Source organism: Nocardia sp. KT25-26, assembly GCF_056627695.1.
Genome location: NZ_CM152813.1, coordinates 3,362,739 through 3,376,441, shown reverse-complemented (window position 1 = coordinate 3,376,441; position 13,703 = coordinate 3,362,739). Strand labels below are relative to the sequence as shown.

Here is a 13,703-nt window from a genome sequence, read left to right as displayed (position 1 = left end):
GCAACGCGCGGTGGCCGGGGTCCGCGAAATCGAGCGGCGGCTCACCGGCGTCGAGTGGGCGGGCCGGAGCTCCCGCGGTCGGGCGCCGCAGCTGCTGCCGACAGTGTCTGGTGCCACGAGGTCGACCTCGCCGGCCGGAGTTTCCACTCGGCGGCACCAGCGGACCGGTGATCACCGCAGCCCGTGGCGGTCCAGCCACGCCGCGAGTGCAGCGGCGATCTCGGTGGGCCGGTCCTCCGGTGTGTGATGGCCTGCCGCAACCTCGTGGTGGACGACCTCGAGGGCCGCCATGTGCTCGGTGCACCAAACGACGAGCTCGGCGCTCATCATCGAACCCGGGCCGGGCGCGAAATCGATGAGCAGTTTCGGCACATCGACACTGGTGGCGAGCCACCGATCGTAGGCCTCGACCCGGGCCACCACATCGGCGGGCTCACCACCCAACGGCATCGCGCGTGGCCATTGCAGCAGCGGCCGCCGGCTGTCCGGGGTGGGGTAGGGCGCCAGATACACGGCGAGATCGTCGGCGAGTATCGGCGTCGCCACGGTCCCCGGCAGGCCCTGCTCCAGCATCAGGTTGTCGTCGAGGATCATGGTCTCGCCCGTCCCCGCAGTCTTGACGGCCTGGAACAGGTCACGGCCGGCCGGCGGGAACTCGGCCCACGCCATCGGTTTGACGATGGTCTCGGTGAACGCGAGCCCCCGCACCCGGCCGGGATGGCGGGCAGCGAAATCGAAGGCCAGGGCGCCGCCCCAGTCGTGGCCGACCAGAACGACATTCGTCAGCTCGAGCGCATCGAACCAGGCCGCCAGATAGCGCGCGTGGTCGTCGAAGGTGTAGTCGATGTCCGGTTTCCCGGAATCGCCCATGCCGATCAGGTCCGGCGCGAGCAGTCGGCCCGGCCCTACCTCCGGTAACACCTTGCGCCACAGGTGTGACGAGGTGGGGTTGCCGTGCAGGAAGACGATCGGAGCGCCTGATCCCTGTTCGCGGTGGGTGATCGTCGAGTCGAGTACTGCGGTGCTGGGCATGGGAACTCCTGATGGGAAGGGCGGATCAGCGGAAGGCGGCGGCGTGGCGTGTCGCCCAGGCGGTGAAAGGACGAGCGGGCCGGCCCAGGACGCGTTCGACGTCCGGGCTCACCTGCCGTTCGGCGGGTAGCGGGTCGCCGAGAATGGCGAGAGTGCCGGTCACGACCGGCTCCGGCATGAACTCCAGCATCCGGTCGCGGGCCTGCCCGGGCGACTGCTCGACGAACCGGACCGGTGCGCCGATGGCGGATCCGATCGCCGCCGCCCGCTCGCGCGGGGTGATGGCAGCAGGCCCGGTCAGCTGCAACACCCGGCCGGTATGGCCGGCACGAGTCAGCAGCACGGCGGCCACCTCCGCGACATCTGCCGGGTCGACCATCGGCAGGGCGACGTCGCCGTACGGAGCGGCCGCGGTCCGCTCGGTACGGATCGATTCGGCCCAGGCGAAGGCGTTCGAAGCGAGGCCTCCGCACCGCAGGACGGTCCATTCGAGGCCCGAGTCACGCAAGGCCGCTTCGAAGGCAGCCGGGTGCCGATAGGAATCCGGGCGGGTGGCTACCCCGAGCGAGGAGATCAGTACAACCCGCCGGATACCGGCAGCCCGTGCCTCTCGGAGAACCCCGGCCGGGTCGTTGCCGGCCACCAGCAGCAGCAGCGCGTCCGCACCGTCGAATGCGGGGCGCAGGCCGGCCGGTTCGGCGAGATCGGCTCGGATATGGCGCACCCCGCCGGGCAGATCGGGAATCGCACCGCGGGATACCGCGGTCACCGATTCGCCGGCGTCGCCGAGGATGCGGACCAGTTCGCGGCCGACGTTACCGCCGGCTCCGGTCACGACAATCATGAACTCTCCCTGAGTTAGTTGGCTAACTAACTCAGGACAGTAGTGCATCGAGGCGCCCTCGTCTACAGTTAGTCAGGTGACTGACCCAGAACCGCAGGCCCCGACCAAACGGGAACGGCTCGCCGTCGCGGCGGCCGAGGTCCTGCACGAACAAGGGGTCGAGAAGACCACGTTGGCCGATATCGCCCGCGTGGCCGACGTTCCCGTCGGAAACGTGTACTACTACTACAAGACCAAGAACGACCTGGTCGAAGCGGCGATCGATACACATGCACGGCAACTGGCCCGCACGCTCGAGACCCTCGAAGCGATCCCGGACCCGGCCGATCGGCTGAAGTCGCTCATTGCGGGCTGGGTCGACCAGCGCGACGTCGCCGCGCGTTTCGGCTGCCCGACCGGAACACTCGCTGCCGAGCTGGACAAACGTGGCGACGGGCCGGATGCGTCGGTCGCCGTGGTGATGGGCGGCCTGGTCGACTGGGTCGAGCGGCAGTTCGTCGAGGCGGGCCGGAAGGATGCCCGGGAGTTGGCGATTGCGCTCGTATCCGCCTATCAGGGGGTCTCACTGCTCACCAACACCTTCCGGGATCCGGAGCTGATGGCGGTCGAGGGGCGGCGTCTACAACAGTGGGTCGAGACACTGATTCGAGACAGCTGACCGAGCGCCCGCTCCGCCGGGGGACGGCCGAGATGTCCGGCTCTTCGTCCGGTGGGTGAACCTGCTGGTCAACGTTTTCCTCCCCACCGGCCATCGGTGGCGTAAGCTCACCGACGCCGAGATGAACCGACTACCGCCGGGCACTCGGCACACGGAGCGGCGGCAGGCCTCCGACGACCCGGGCCGGACGCCGCAGGTCCGGCGAACGGGTCCGCGACAGCCCGCGCAGCAATCAGAATCGGATGCGCACCGTGTCGGTCCGCGGCCGCGCCTGACAGGCCAGTGCGTACCCGTCGGCGATATCGTCCTCGTCGAGCATCCCGGTCGAATCCATGTCGACCGCACCGTCCTGCACCGTGCATGCGCAGGAACCGCATTCGCCTTCCCGGCAGGAGTACGGCACGTCGAGACCGGCGGTGAGCAGCACATCGACCAGGGTGCGGTTCCGGGACCAGGCGAGGTCGTGGGTGGTGCCGTCCAGTTCGACCTCGACACGGGCGACCGGACCGTCATCGGGTTCCACGGCGTCCGCGGGTTCGGGGTCGGCGAACGGGTCGCCCGACAGTGAGGTGAACACCTCGGTGTGCACTCGATCGCGCGGCCACCCCACCGCCGACAACGCCTCGGTGACGGCCGCCATGAAAGGTCCGGGCCCGCAGATGAACGATCGGTAGTCCTCGAAGGGGGCGGCGAGCCGGGCGAGCTGATCGCGACCGGGCAGGCCCTGCACGGATTCCAGCCAATGCAGCACGGTGAGCCGGTCCGGGTATCGCGCGGCCAGTTCGCGCAGGGCGGCCGCGAAGATGACCGACTCCTGGTCCCGGTTGGCGTAGATCAGCACCACCCGGCCGGTCCCTTCGGCCAGTACCGAATCCAGGATCGACATGACCGGGGTGATACCGCTGCCGCCCGCCCACAGCAGGAAGTCGTCGTCGAGCGAGGGCGGGGTGAAGGTGCCGGCCGGCGGCAGCACATCCAGGGTGTCGCCGACGGCGATGTTGTCGCACAACCAATTCGAGCCGTACCCACCGGGGGTGCGCTTGACGGTCACCTTCGGCCGGTCGCCGGTGAACGGCGAACCGGCCAGGGAATAGCAGCGTGCCACCGAACCGGTCCGGTCGCTGGGAATGCGCACGGTGAGGAACTGTCCGGGACGGTAGCGGAAACGTTCCCGTGCGTCGTCGGGGACATCGAACACCAGGGAGCGCGCCTCGGCGGTCTCCTCGATCACGGCCGCCACCCGCAGCGTCACCACGCGCGAGCTGCCCGGCACACCCACAGTCGCCGTCGTCACTGTCTTCCTCCTGCGGTCGCGTTTCCGATCCGCCGAATACTCACCGGTTCACCGGGCAACCGGCAGCACCCGTTCCCGGCTGCCGGGAGCGTCCGCGCCGACCACCCGCTCACCGGGACAACAGCGGTAGCGGCGGGGGCCGGGCCCCTACCGTCGCGGCATGGTCACAGGATTCTCCGGGGGTGCCCGATGAAGCGCATGCAGGACAGAGTCGCCGTGGTGACCGGCGCGGCGCGGGGGATGGGCCGCGCGCACTGCCGCCGGCTCGCCGAACAGGGCGCCGACATCATCGCACTGGACCTCGCCGGGGCGGCCGACGAGTTGGCAGCCACCGCGACCGAGGTCGAAGCCGTGGGCAGCCGCTGCATCACCGGCACCGCCGATATCCGGGACCAGGAGGAACTGGATCGCGCGGTGGCCCTGGGCGTGGACCGGCTGGGCGGTCTGGACGTGATCGTCGCCAACGCCGGCATCTACGCCGATATGGCGCCGTCCTGGGAACTGTCGGACGAGGCCTGGCAGCGCACCCTCGACATCAATCTCACCGGAGCCTGGCATACGGTGCGCGCCGGTGCACCGCATCTGCGGTCCGGCGGATCGATCGTGCTCATCAGCTCCACCAACGGAATCAAGGGCGGCGCCTCGGTCGCCCACTATTCGACCAGCAAGCACGCCGTCGTGGGGTTGGCCCGCACCCTGGCCAACGAGCTGGGACCACAGGGGGTCCGGGTGAACACCGTGCATCCGGGCTCGGTCGCCACGCCGATGATCCTCAACGCCACCGTCTACGCGAAACTGCGGCCCGATCTGGCGAATCCGACACAGCAGGACGCCGCCGAGGCGCTGGCGTCCCGCAATCTGCTGCCGGTGCCGTGGGTCGATCCCGTGGATGTCAGCAATGCCGTGCTGTTCCTCGCATCCGACGAGTCCCGGTACATCACCGGAACCCAGATCGTCGTCGATGCCGGACTGACTCAGAAAGTGTGAACATGGGACGGGTAGCGAACAAGGTAGCGCTGGTCACCGGCGCAGCACGCGGAATCGGCCGGGCCCAGGCGCTGCGGCTCGCCGAGGAAGGCGCCGACATCATCGCGCTGGACGTCTGCGCTGCGGTGGACACCGTGATCATTCCACCGGCCACCGCCGACGATCTCGCCGAGACCGCCCGGCTGGTCGGCGAGACCGGGGTCCGGATCGTGACCGGGACGGTCGACGTGCGCGACGGCGCGGCCCTGCAGGAGGCCACCCGGGCCGGGGTGGCCGAACTCGGCGGCCTCGACATCGTGTGCGCCACTGCCGGTATCACCTCCAGTGCACCGGCCCTGGAACTGACCGAACAGCAGTGGCAGACGATGCTGGATGTGAACCTCACCGGCGTCTGGCAGACCTGCAAGGCGGCCACCCCGCATCTGATCGACCGGGGAAGCGGCGCGATGATCCTCACCAGTTCGATCGCGGGACTGCGCGGGCTGGTCGGCGTCGCGCACTACACCGCCGCCAAACACGGCGTCGTCGGGCTGATGCGGTCGCTCGCCAAGGAACTCGCACCGCACCACGTGCGGGTCAACTCGGTGCACCCCACCAACGTGGACACACCGATGATCCAGAACGACATGGTGCGCACAGTGTTCCGGCCGGATCGCGAACACCCCACCCGGGAAGAATTCGCCGAGGCGGCGAGCTCGATGAACATGCTGCCGATTCCCTGGGTGGAACCGGTCGATATCGCCAACGCCACCCTGTTCCTCGCCTCGGACGAGGCGCGCTACATCACCGCGGTGACCCTGCCGGTGGATGCGGGCAGCACGCAGCGGTAGGCGGAGCCCGCGCAGCGGCTCCGGTCGGTGGGGACCGAGTGCGCGCCGAACAGCTGCGGTTCGAGGAGGAACAGCCGCCGTTCGAGGAGACGATGCGCGGCGCCGGACCGGAATCGCGACGGTACCGGCGCCGGCGGCACCGACCACCGCCCGGAATCCGGAGAGCGGTGACCGCACCGAGGATCAGGATCGGCGAGCCGGCGCCCGGAGGCCACCACTTCGAAAGCGCGGTTAACCTCGAACCCGGCGAACAGCTCCCGGCCCCGACCGGCCGGTTGGCGAGCGGCCCGGTCAGGACCGGAGTGTTCCGGCTCCCGCCGATGTAGCGGACCGGGTCAGGCGTCCTTGCGGGTGAGGAAGGCCAGCACCGCGGACTCGAATGCCGTCTTCTGCTCGATCATCGCCCAGTGCCCGCAGTTCGGGAACACGTGCAGTTCTGCCTGCGGAATGGTGCGCATCGGGATCAGCGCCATGTCCAGGGGGCTCACGCGGTCGTCCCGGCCCCAGGTGACCAGGGTGGGGGACTGCACCTTGTGCAGCATCGCCCACGGCGGCGGGGTATCGGCGGCCTCCATGGCCTGCACCATGGCAGCGAATGCGGCCTTGCTGTACATGCGGCGAGCGCTGTCCAGCGTGTCCGGGTCGGTCGCCTGGGCCCAGCGTTCCTCGACGAGTTCCTCGGTGACGAGTGCCGGGTCGTACACCATCGAGTGCAGCCATTCGACCAGCCGTTCCCGGGTGGGATTCTCGGTGAACTCCTGCAGCAGCTTGATGCCTTCGCCGGGGCCGGGGCTGAAGAGGTTCTTGCCGATGCCGCCGATGGTCACGATCTTGCCGACCCGGTCGGGATGGGCGATCGCGTAGTTGAGGGCCACACCTCCGCCCATCGAATTGCCGATGATGTCGACCCGGTCCAGACCCATGCCGTCGACGAACCGGGCGACCGCCTCCAGGGCGGTGACCATCGGATGGCCACCGAAATCGTCGCTGACCCCGAAACCGGGGAATTCCAGGACCAGGCAACGGAACTGTTCGGCGAACACCGCCAGGTTGCCGCGATAGTTGCGCCAGCCGGTCACCCCCGGCCCGGAACCGTGCAGCAACAGCAACGGCGGTCCGTCGCCGGCTTCGTGATACCGGAGCACACCGGCGTCGGTCCGAAGTTCGCGCAGAGTTCCCTCGTAGCTCGGGTCCGCTGTCATCTGCCACCTCCATCGGCTGTCGTGTCGCGGGTCACGTTGCCAGGTTCGCACCGGCCGGCTTGGCCGGTGTTCCGGTGAGCGGACGCCGGGGTACGAAGCATTCGCCACCGCTGAGCGGCGATTCGCGGTGGGGCCCCGTGGCGGACAGGTCTGGAAGCGCGCACGCAGGTTGCGTCCGGACGCAACCGGAAGGAGGCCATCATGTTCGCGGTACCCGTTGTCGACATATCCAGCTACCGCACACCAGGAGGATCGGCTGCCGAACGCGCAGAGGTCGCCCGGGCGCTCGACGTGGCCTGCAGCAGTGTGGGGTTCGTCCAGGTCGTCGGGCACGGCATCGACCCTGCCGTCGTCGCCGGTTTGACCGACGCCCTCGACGCGTTCTTCGCGTTGCCGATCGAGGTGAAGAAGACCTATGCCAGGCCCGGGGAGAACCGAGGCTACAGTCCGCCGAAGAGCGAATCGTTGAGTATGAGCCTCGGAGTGCCGGCTGCCAACCGGATGAACGATTACTACGAGGCGTTCACCATCGGCTCCGAGCGGTCCTGGTTCCCCGGGCATGACCTGCCCGAGCAGAGTTACCCCGAAAACACCTGGCCCGATGCGATGCCCGAGTTCCGGGTGGCCGTGGAATCCTGGTTCGCAGCCGCCCGCTCGGTATCGCGCACGCTGCTCGATGCCTGCAGTGATGCCCTGGGCCTGCCCGCGGGCTACTTCGACACCCTGATCGACCACTCGATCGACGCGCTGAAGATGAACAACTACGCCCTTCCGGAAGGCGACGCCGACCCGATCGGGAAGTCGACCGGAATGGGGGCCCACACCGACTTCGGCATCCTCACGGTGCTGTGGGCCGACCAGGTGCCGGGACTGCAGGTTCTCGATCAGTACGGTGCCTGGCACGATGTCCGGCCCGCCGACGGTGCGCTGCTGGTCAACCTCGGGGACGCGATGGCGCGCTGGACCAACGATCGCTGGCGTTCCACCGTGCACCGCGTCGACCCGCCGGTGGTCGACGGCCGCATCCTGCGACGACGGTCGGCGGCGTTCTTCTTCGACGGCAATCACGACGCCGTCATCGAAACCCTGCCCGGTTGCTCCCGTACGGATCGCCCCGGCTATCCGCCCATCACGATCGCCGACAACATCAACGCGAAGCTGGCCGGAATGAAGTCGGGAGTCGCTCCGCGCGGCACCGCAGACCGGGAAGCGCAGCGGGTCCGGGCGGCGTTGTAGTGGCGTCACCGGCTTGTGCCGTTTGCCGGGCACGCATCCGCCGGACCGGCCGCGCAGGGCACGGCCGGTCCGGCGGATGCGACGGTACAGTCAGTGCGCGAACGCCACCGCGCCCTCGGCAGGTGCCGACTCGGCAGCAGCAACCCGGACGATGCGGCGGGGCAGCGCCATCGCAACCACCGCGCCCAGCACCGCGGCCCCGGCGCCGATCAGGAATGCGACGGTGAAGCCGTTCTCCAGGTAGAACACCGCACCCTGGGTCATCTCGGGCGGGATCGGCGCCACATAGGAGTTGTTGAGTACGGTGAACGCGATCACCGGCAGCACAGCGGGGAACACGCTCTGCGACACCCCGACGATGCTCGCGGTGCTCGCCTGCAGCTGCGGTGGGACGGCCTCGATGAGCAGGTTGGGGATCGACGCATACGCCATACCCTGGCCGATGCCGAGTACCCCGGCGAACACGATCAGTGCCGCCTTGTTGTCGTGGACGAAAGCCGTGAGGGTGAACCCGGCGGCCATGAACAGCATCCCGACGCTGAGCAGCGGCCGCGGCCGGACCTGACGGCCGACCAGGATCCCCACCAGCACGCCGCCGATGACCACCATGAGCCCGATCGGGGCCTGGAAGATCGCGAATCCTTCGGCGTCGACCCCGAATCCGTAACCCAGCCCGAGCATCGCCGGAGTCATCGCCAGCATCGGCAGCAGGATCACATACAGGCCGCTGCAGCCGTAGGTCAGGCCGGCGCCGATCGTGGTGAGCAGCACCGGGCGCTTCCCCAGCACATCGAGCTTGATCAGCGGCTCACGCACCACCCGGGCCGAAGCGAGCCAGGCCAGCAGCAGTACCACGCCACCGGCGAGGTAGGCGATGGTGGCCCCGTCGCGCCAACCCCATTCCGGGCCGAAGCTCACCGCGACGAGCACGCCGGCGATGCCGGCGCCCAGCAATACCGCACCGACGAGGTCCAGCCGGGACCGCAACCGCACGGTGGTCTCGTCGGTGGTGACCAGGATCAGCACGGCGAGGACGGCGAGCCCGATCACGAAGAACCAGAAGATGCTGCGGAAACCGTGATTGTCGATCAGCCAGCCGGTCAGGAACGGTGCCGGGACCGCGATGAGCCCCATGCCGCTGGTCGCGATGCTGACCGCCAGCGCAACGGTCTTCGCGGGGAACACATCCCGAATCAACGAGTAGCTGAGGAACAGGCAGGGCACCAGCAGGCCACTCAGCGAACGCCCGACGATCATCACGGCGTAGCTGCCCGCCACCGCCGAGATCAACGAACCCACCGCGGAGATACTCACGCAGCCGATCAGTGCCTTCCGTTTGCCGTACATGTCCGCGAGTTTGCCGATCAGCGGCGCGGTCACGGCACCGACCAGCAGGAACGCGGTCATCAACCAGGCGCCCTGGGCGGTCTGGTAGTGCGCGGAGATGGACGGCAATGCCATCGAGATCATCAGGTAGCTGACCGCGAGCATCTCCAGGAGCAGCACGATCGAGGCGAGGGAGAAGATCAGCCGCGGAGTCCACCGCTGTGCGGTGTCATTCGATGGGGTTGAAGCGACCATCGGAGGTCCTTTCGGGTGGGTCGGCGCATTCATAGTGGTGAAGGGAATGCGTAACCGACATCACACGCCGCCTGGGCATACCGCGGTGCCTGCTGTTCCGTTCATCGGGAGATTCATCCCTGGATAGAACGTGTTCCTGTTCTGCAAATGCGCATCTACGAGGCATTTGCTTTGCTAGCAGATGATTGACGTAACCGCACATCGCGGCAATCCGATTCAGCTGCTTTCCGTGGCTGCCGCGGTCGGAACAGTATTCAGCGCCGGTACTGCCGGCATTCCCCGGTGAAGACCTCGTCCAGCGCGGCACGCAGAATCAGTTCGGCTGAGGTATCGAGATTGTGGCGGCCGACCTTGCGTGTCGGGTCCTCGTAGAGCTGGTCGGCGAGGCCTTCGGTCAGTGCGGCGATGCGGGTGGCGGCCAGTTCGGTGTCGGTGTCGGGTTCGACCTCACCGCATTCCTTGCCGTTGGTGACCGCCTGTGCGAGTTGTGCGCGCAGGTCCGCGGCGGTTGTACGGGCAACCTCGGCCAGTGCGGGATTGTCCAAGGCGCGGCCGCGGAAGGCGCGAGTGACCCGGTATTCGCCCCGGCGGGCGGGGTCGAGGGGGAGCAGTTCCTTCAGCGCGGCGAGGGCAACTACCGAAATGGGCTGTCTGCCGGTGATGCCTTCGGCGATCCGGTCGGCCACCCGGGTGTTGACTTCGGCCATGACCTGACGGCACGTGTGCAGCAGCAGGGCGTCCTTGCTCGGGAAGTAGTGCTGCACCAGCCCGACCGAGAAGCCTGCCGTTCGCGCCACCCGGGCCACCGTCGCAGCGTCCAGTCCGCCTTCCGTGATGAGTTGGTGCACCGCCGCGGCGATCTCGCGGCGGCGAGCGTCGTGGTCTGCGGTACGAGCCATGGCTTAACCGTATCAGCATATGGTTAAATCTTAACCGTATGTGAATATGGTTATGGTGCGTGGGCGCTGCGGCGCCGGACTTGGAGACGAGATGAGATCTCGCCGATGCGGCGCCGTATTGCTCGCGGTCGTCGTCGCCCTGTGTGCCCTGGTGGCGCCCGCTCCCGCGGCTCAGGCCACGGGAGCGGTCCCGGAGGTGGATGCCTACCTGCGTCAGCGGATGGCCGAGTGCAAGACCCCCGGCCTGGCGTACGCGATCGTCGACCGTGGGCAGGTCGAACACATCGGGATCATGGGCCACGACGGCGCCGGCGAGCCCATCACCGCCCGTACGCCATTCCTGTGGGGATCGGTGGCCAAGCCGGTGACCGCGACCGCGGTGATGACCCTGGTCGAGGACGGCAGGATCGACCTCGACGAGCCGGTACGGACGTACCTGCCCGACTTCACCCTCGGGGATCGGTCGGCTGTCGCCCAGCTCAAAGTTCGGCATCTGCTCCTGCAGACCAGCGGGCTCCCGGAGGTCACGGACGCCACCGACCGCTTCGGGTACCGCCGGGACCCGTACCGCACCGCGGTCGCTCAGCTGGCCGATATCGTCCCGCGCACCGAGCCGGGAGCGAAGCATGTCTACTCCAGCGCCAACTACCTACTGCTCGGCGCGATCGTGGAGGCGGTCACCGATCAGTTCTTCGCTACTTATCTGCGCGCCTCGGTACTCGGCCCGCTGCAGATGGCCGGCGCCATCACCACCCCGGCCCAGGCCGCCCGGATCCCTGACGGGCACGGCTACTTCTACGGCCGACCGGTCGCCATGCCGACGCGTTTCGACCAGACCGGCCCGAGCTACGGCTATCTCGGTGGCACCGTCGAAGACCTCGCCCACTTCGCCATCGCCCATCTGAACAACGGCAGCTACCGCGGTACCGGGTTGCTCCGACCCGATTCTGTGCAGGCCATGCACACCGGCACGGCCCGCATCGGCGACACCCACCGATACGGCCTCGGATGGCGCGATGACGACCGCAATGCCGACCTCGGCACCCGAACCATCTGGCACGGCGGCGCGGCCCCCGGTTTCCAGACGACGGTCGTGTTGCTGCCCGACGCGGACCGCGCCATCGTCGTGATGCAGAACATCTACGGCTATTTCCAGGATGCCGAGCTCGTCGGCACCGGCCTCGGCGCCGCCCGGATTCTGGCCGGCGGCCGCCCGGATGACCCGCCGGCCGATCCCATGTACCCGACCCTGCTGGCCTCACTGACCGCCGTCGTCGCCACTTCGGCTGCCGCCACCGGCTGGGCCGGCTTCCGCCTCATCCGCCCCGCCGTGCCGACGGTAGGGCGGCGCCGCATCGTGCTGACGACAGCCGCCTGGATGCTTCTCGGTCTCGGACCGGCCTACGGCGCCTGGTTCACTGCGTCGGACATGCTGGGGGCCGACCCTCGGCTCGTCCGGCTCTATGCTCCCGATCTCGGCTGGTTGCAGGCTTCCGTGGTCGTGACTGGGCTTTCGCTTGCGGTGGTGCGGCTCGCCTACGGGCTGCGGCGCCTCCTGTCTCGGTAGGTTTCAACGATGTCGGCCCAAGCGCTGATTGATGTGAAGGCGTAACCGCACATCACGGTAGGTCGACCGGCGCCGCAGCGGACCGGCGCCGCCCGGCGCGATGAACCAGTGCCTCGACCAGGCGTTGCCAGGCCGGTGAAACCTCGGAGATCCGGGCGGCGACGAGGTCTCGGTCCGACGAACGAGCGGCCGAGGGATGGTGGATCGCCCAGGCGTCCAGTTGTCCGGGTCATCCGGCGGGCCGATGTCGCCTGCCCCGTACCGCGGCTGCGGCTTATTCGAACTTGCCGAGGTTTCGGCGCACCAGCTCCCGTAGTGGCCGCATGAGACCGGGGTCGGCATCGGTTGCGACCGTGTCCGCGGCGCCACTGAGCGCTTCGGCGAGATCGGTGACAGCTCGTTCGACACGTGTTTCGTCGAGTCCGGAGGTGCGGGCGAACTTTCGCCAGTGGCTCGGCCCCACCTCGGCGGCGCGTTTCGCACCGCCGATCGGCATGGCCAGCTGCTGATCGAACTGTGGGAACAGGCCGACCGGGACGACATCCGCGCCGCCACATCACTGCTACCGGCCGGGTCGAGGACGAGGGGCCGGTGCCGAGACCAGTCGTCCCGAGAGGACAGCACGAGACCGCCGGCGACATCACCGCCGGCGCATTCCAGGAGGTCGAAGGTGTCCGTCGAGGCCGCACGGTAGGCGGCAGCCATCTGTTTCCGGACCGGCGCGAGGTCGGGAAGCAGGTTCTCGAGGAAGTTCGCGGCCGCACGTCGGGTCGCCCCGCCGTGCCGCGGTAGCGACAGGGAGATCGGCACGGCGGGTGCCTCGGCGTCGTACTGGAATTCGACGAGGCCACAGCTGTCGCGAGTGAACCGGCCCGCGTACCGACCCGCGAGCCAAGCATGGAGTACCCGCGTCATCGCAAGTCCAATGCGGGCAGGGCGGCGGGTTCGACGGCGATCTCCCGCAGAACCTTGCGGAGCCCGACGATGTCGGGGAGTGGCGTGCCGCGTTCGATGGCGTCGACCACCTGGCGGTCGACGCCGGCCCGTTCGGCGAGTTCGCTTCGGCTGAAGCCTTGTATCGTCCGTTCGTCGCGGACCACCCGGGCGAGTGCCGTGGGGTCGCGCAAGTATTCGTAGCGTGGGCGGTGCAGAACTTCGCGCACCCGGCGCCGGTCGCCCTCGATGGCGTGCATCACGAGGTTCGACCCGCCGTTGAGGTGCGTGGGTGCGACCCCACCCCACCAGTCGGCCAGCAGGTCCGCCGGCTCGTCGGCGGTACGCAGCAGCCGGATTCGTTCGGCGGTGCGGGCTCGTACCTGACCGGTCAACCCGTCGAGGCTCTTGGTGTGCAGGGCCCGAACGAGCGCTCGCCGGGAGGTGGCCGACAACGGCCGCCGCGTCCGTCGGTGGCCGGGATGCTCGTCGATCACCCAGCGGGCGCCGGATCGGTGCGCCCGGATGACTCCTTGACGGGCCATGGCACGCACCCGTCGCGGAGATACACCGGCCGCCGCTGCATACTCCCCGACGTTCATGACACAACTATACCGGCACGGTTGCTGCGGAGCTCCGG

The 13,703-nt window shown here is 68.6% G+C and carries 13 protein-coding genes and 1 pseudogene; 5 read left to right on the top strand and 9 right to left on the bottom strand.

All coding sequences use genetic code 11. The features are described 5' to 3' along the window. Nucleotides 1-171 precede the first annotated feature (171 nt). Together AC1HFH_RS15395 and AC1HFH_RS15390 are read right to left on the bottom strand one after the other, a co-directional pair. Entirely contained in the window at nt 172-1,032 is an 861-nt protein-coding gene (locus tag AC1HFH_RS15395) for a haloalkane dehalogenase (protein WP_480243463.1), read from the bottom strand. A gap of 25 nt (nt 1,033-1,057) precedes the next feature. Further along, nucleotides 1,058-1,876 carry an SDR family oxidoreductase gene (locus AC1HFH_RS15390; protein WP_480243462.1) on the bottom strand — a complete coding sequence of 273 codons (819 nt, stop codon included), beginning with the start codon at nt 1,874-1,876 and terminating at the stop codon, nt 1,058-1,060. A 76-nt stretch (nt 1,877-1,952) separates the two neighbouring features. Here AC1HFH_RS15390 and AC1HFH_RS15385 point away from each other — a divergent pair, with 76 nt between their 5' ends. Next, on the top strand, nt 1,953-2,534 hold the full coding sequence (locus AC1HFH_RS15385) for a TetR/AcrR family transcriptional regulator (protein ID WP_480243461.1): 582 nt from the start codon (nt 1,953-1,955) through the stop codon (nt 2,532-2,534). A 232-nt stretch (nt 2,535-2,766) separates the two neighbouring features. On the opposite strand, the gene AC1HFH_RS15380 is transcribed toward AC1HFH_RS15385, so the two are convergent. Further along, nucleotides 2,767-3,828: a 2Fe-2S iron-sulfur cluster-binding protein gene (locus AC1HFH_RS15380; RefSeq protein ID WP_480243460.1), complete on the bottom strand. Its 1,062-nt coding sequence runs from the start codon at nt 3,826-3,828 to the stop codon at nt 2,767-2,769. Nucleotides 3,829-4,017: 189 nt separating this feature from the next. Here AC1HFH_RS15380 and AC1HFH_RS15375 point away from each other — a divergent pair, with 189 nt between their 5' ends. Further along, nucleotides 4,018-4,815, top strand: a complete 798-nt coding sequence (locus AC1HFH_RS15375; RefSeq protein ID WP_480243459.1) for a mycofactocin-coupled SDR family oxidoreductase — start codon at nt 4,018-4,020, stop codon at nt 4,813-4,815. 2 nt (nt 4,816-4,817) lie between these two features. Next, nucleotides 4,818-5,645: a mycofactocin-coupled SDR family oxidoreductase gene (locus tag AC1HFH_RS15370; protein ID WP_480243458.1), complete on the top strand. Its 828-nt coding sequence runs from the start codon at nt 4,818-4,820 to the stop codon at nt 5,643-5,645. A 335-nt stretch (nt 5,646-5,980) separates the two neighbouring features. Here AC1HFH_RS15370 and AC1HFH_RS15365 read toward each other — a convergent pair whose 3' ends face one another. Continuing rightward, nucleotides 5,981-6,847, bottom strand: coding sequence for an alpha/beta fold hydrolase (locus AC1HFH_RS15365; RefSeq protein WP_480243457.1), 867 nt, complete (start codon nt 6,845-6,847; stop codon nt 5,981-5,983). Nucleotides 6,848-7,048: 201 nt separating this feature from the next. On the opposite strand from AC1HFH_RS15365, the gene AC1HFH_RS15360 reads away from it, so the two are divergent. Next, nucleotides 7,049-8,083: an isopenicillin N synthase family dioxygenase gene (locus AC1HFH_RS15360; protein WP_480243456.1), complete on the top strand. Its 1,035-nt coding sequence runs from the start codon at nt 7,049-7,051 to the stop codon at nt 8,081-8,083. A gap of 90 nt (nt 8,084-8,173) precedes the next feature. On the opposite strand, the gene AC1HFH_RS15355 is transcribed toward AC1HFH_RS15360, so the two are convergent. Both AC1HFH_RS15355 and AC1HFH_RS15350 read right to left on the bottom strand, forming a co-directional pair. Then, nucleotides 8,174-9,664, bottom strand: a complete 1,491-nt coding sequence (locus AC1HFH_RS15355) for an MFS transporter (protein ID WP_480243455.1) — start codon at nt 9,662-9,664, stop codon at nt 8,174-8,176. Between the two features lie 254 nt (nt 9,665-9,918). Next, nucleotides 9,919-10,563 carry a TetR/AcrR family transcriptional regulator gene (locus AC1HFH_RS15350; RefSeq protein WP_480243454.1) on the bottom strand — a complete coding sequence of 215 codons (645 nt, stop codon included), beginning with the start codon at nt 10,561-10,563 and terminating at the stop codon, nt 9,919-9,921. A gap of 91 nt (nt 10,564-10,654) precedes the next feature. Between AC1HFH_RS15350 and AC1HFH_RS15345 the strand changes: the two genes are divergently transcribed. Next, nucleotides 10,655-12,130 carry a serine hydrolase domain-containing protein gene (locus tag AC1HFH_RS15345; RefSeq protein WP_480243453.1) on the top strand — a complete coding sequence of 492 codons (1,476 nt, stop codon included), beginning with the start codon at nt 10,655-10,657 and terminating at the stop codon, nt 12,128-12,130. Nucleotides 12,131-12,404: 274 nt separating this feature from the next. On the opposite strand, the gene AC1HFH_RS15340 is transcribed toward AC1HFH_RS15345, so the two are convergent. The 3 genes and pseudogenes from AC1HFH_RS15340 to AC1HFH_RS15330 all read right to left on the bottom strand — a co-directional run bounded on the left by AC1HFH_RS15340 (nt 12,405) and on the right by AC1HFH_RS15330 (nt 13,665). Then, the gene (locus tag AC1HFH_RS15340) at nt 12,405-12,626 is read right to left on the bottom strand and encodes a hypothetical protein (RefSeq protein WP_480248023.1); all 222 of its coding nucleotides are present in this window, start codon (nt 12,624-12,626) and stop codon (nt 12,405-12,407) included. A gap of 185 nt (nt 12,627-12,811) precedes the next feature. Next, nucleotides 12,812-13,045: pseudogene (locus AC1HFH_RS15335) on the bottom strand (HipA N-terminal domain-containing protein); the annotation flags it as partial. Then, nucleotides 13,042-13,665 (bottom strand): helix-turn-helix domain-containing protein, encoded by a 624-nt coding sequence (locus AC1HFH_RS15330; protein WP_480243452.1) that lies wholly within the window; start codon nt 13,663-13,665, stop codon nt 13,042-13,044. The pseudogene AC1HFH_RS15335 and the gene AC1HFH_RS15330, both read right to left, overlap by 4 nt. Nucleotides 13,666-13,703 lie beyond the last annotated feature (38 nt).

What these genes read in the sequence shown, in the direction of transcription:
- AC1HFH_RS15395 (WP_480243463.1), bottom strand. Translation starts at nt 1,032, where the DNA reads ATGCCCAGCACCGCAGTACTCGACTCGACGATCACCCACCGCGAACAG.
- AC1HFH_RS15390 (WP_480243462.1), bottom strand. Translation starts at nt 1,876, where the DNA reads ATGATTGTCGTGACCGGAGCCGGCGGTAACGTCGGCCGCGAACTGGTC.
- AC1HFH_RS15375 (WP_480243459.1), top strand. Translation starts at nt 4,018, where the DNA reads ATGAAGCGCATGCAGGACAGAGTCGCCGTGGTGACCGGCGCGGCGCGG.
- AC1HFH_RS15370 (WP_480243458.1), top strand. Translation starts at nt 4,818, where the DNA reads ATGGGACGGGTAGCGAACAAGGTAGCGCTGGTCACCGGCGCAGCACGC.
- AC1HFH_RS15365 (WP_480243457.1), bottom strand. Translation starts at nt 6,847, where the DNA reads ATGACAGCGGACCCGAGCTACGAGGGAACTCTGCGCGAACTTCGGACC.
- AC1HFH_RS15360 (WP_480243456.1), top strand. Translation starts at nt 7,049, where the DNA reads ATGTTCGCGGTACCCGTTGTCGACATATCCAGCTACCGCACACCAGGA.
- AC1HFH_RS15355 (WP_480243455.1), bottom strand. Translation starts at nt 9,664, where the DNA reads ATGGTCGCTTCAACCCCATCGAATGACACCGCACAGCGGTGGACTCCG.
- AC1HFH_RS15350 (WP_480243454.1), bottom strand. Translation starts at nt 10,563, where the DNA reads ATGGCTCGTACCGCAGACCACGACGCTCGCCGCCGCGAGATCGCCGCG.
- AC1HFH_RS15345 (WP_480243453.1), top strand. Translation starts at nt 10,655, where the DNA reads ATGAGATCTCGCCGATGCGGCGCCGTATTGCTCGCGGTCGTCGTCGCC.
- AC1HFH_RS15340 (WP_480248023.1), bottom strand. Translation starts at nt 12,626, where the DNA reads ATGCCGATCGGCGGTGCGAAACGCGCCGCCGAGGTGGGGCCGAGCCAC.
- AC1HFH_RS15330 (WP_480243452.1), bottom strand. Translation starts at nt 13,665, where the DNA reads ATGAACGTCGGGGAGTATGCAGCGGCGGCCGGTGTATCTCCGCGACGG.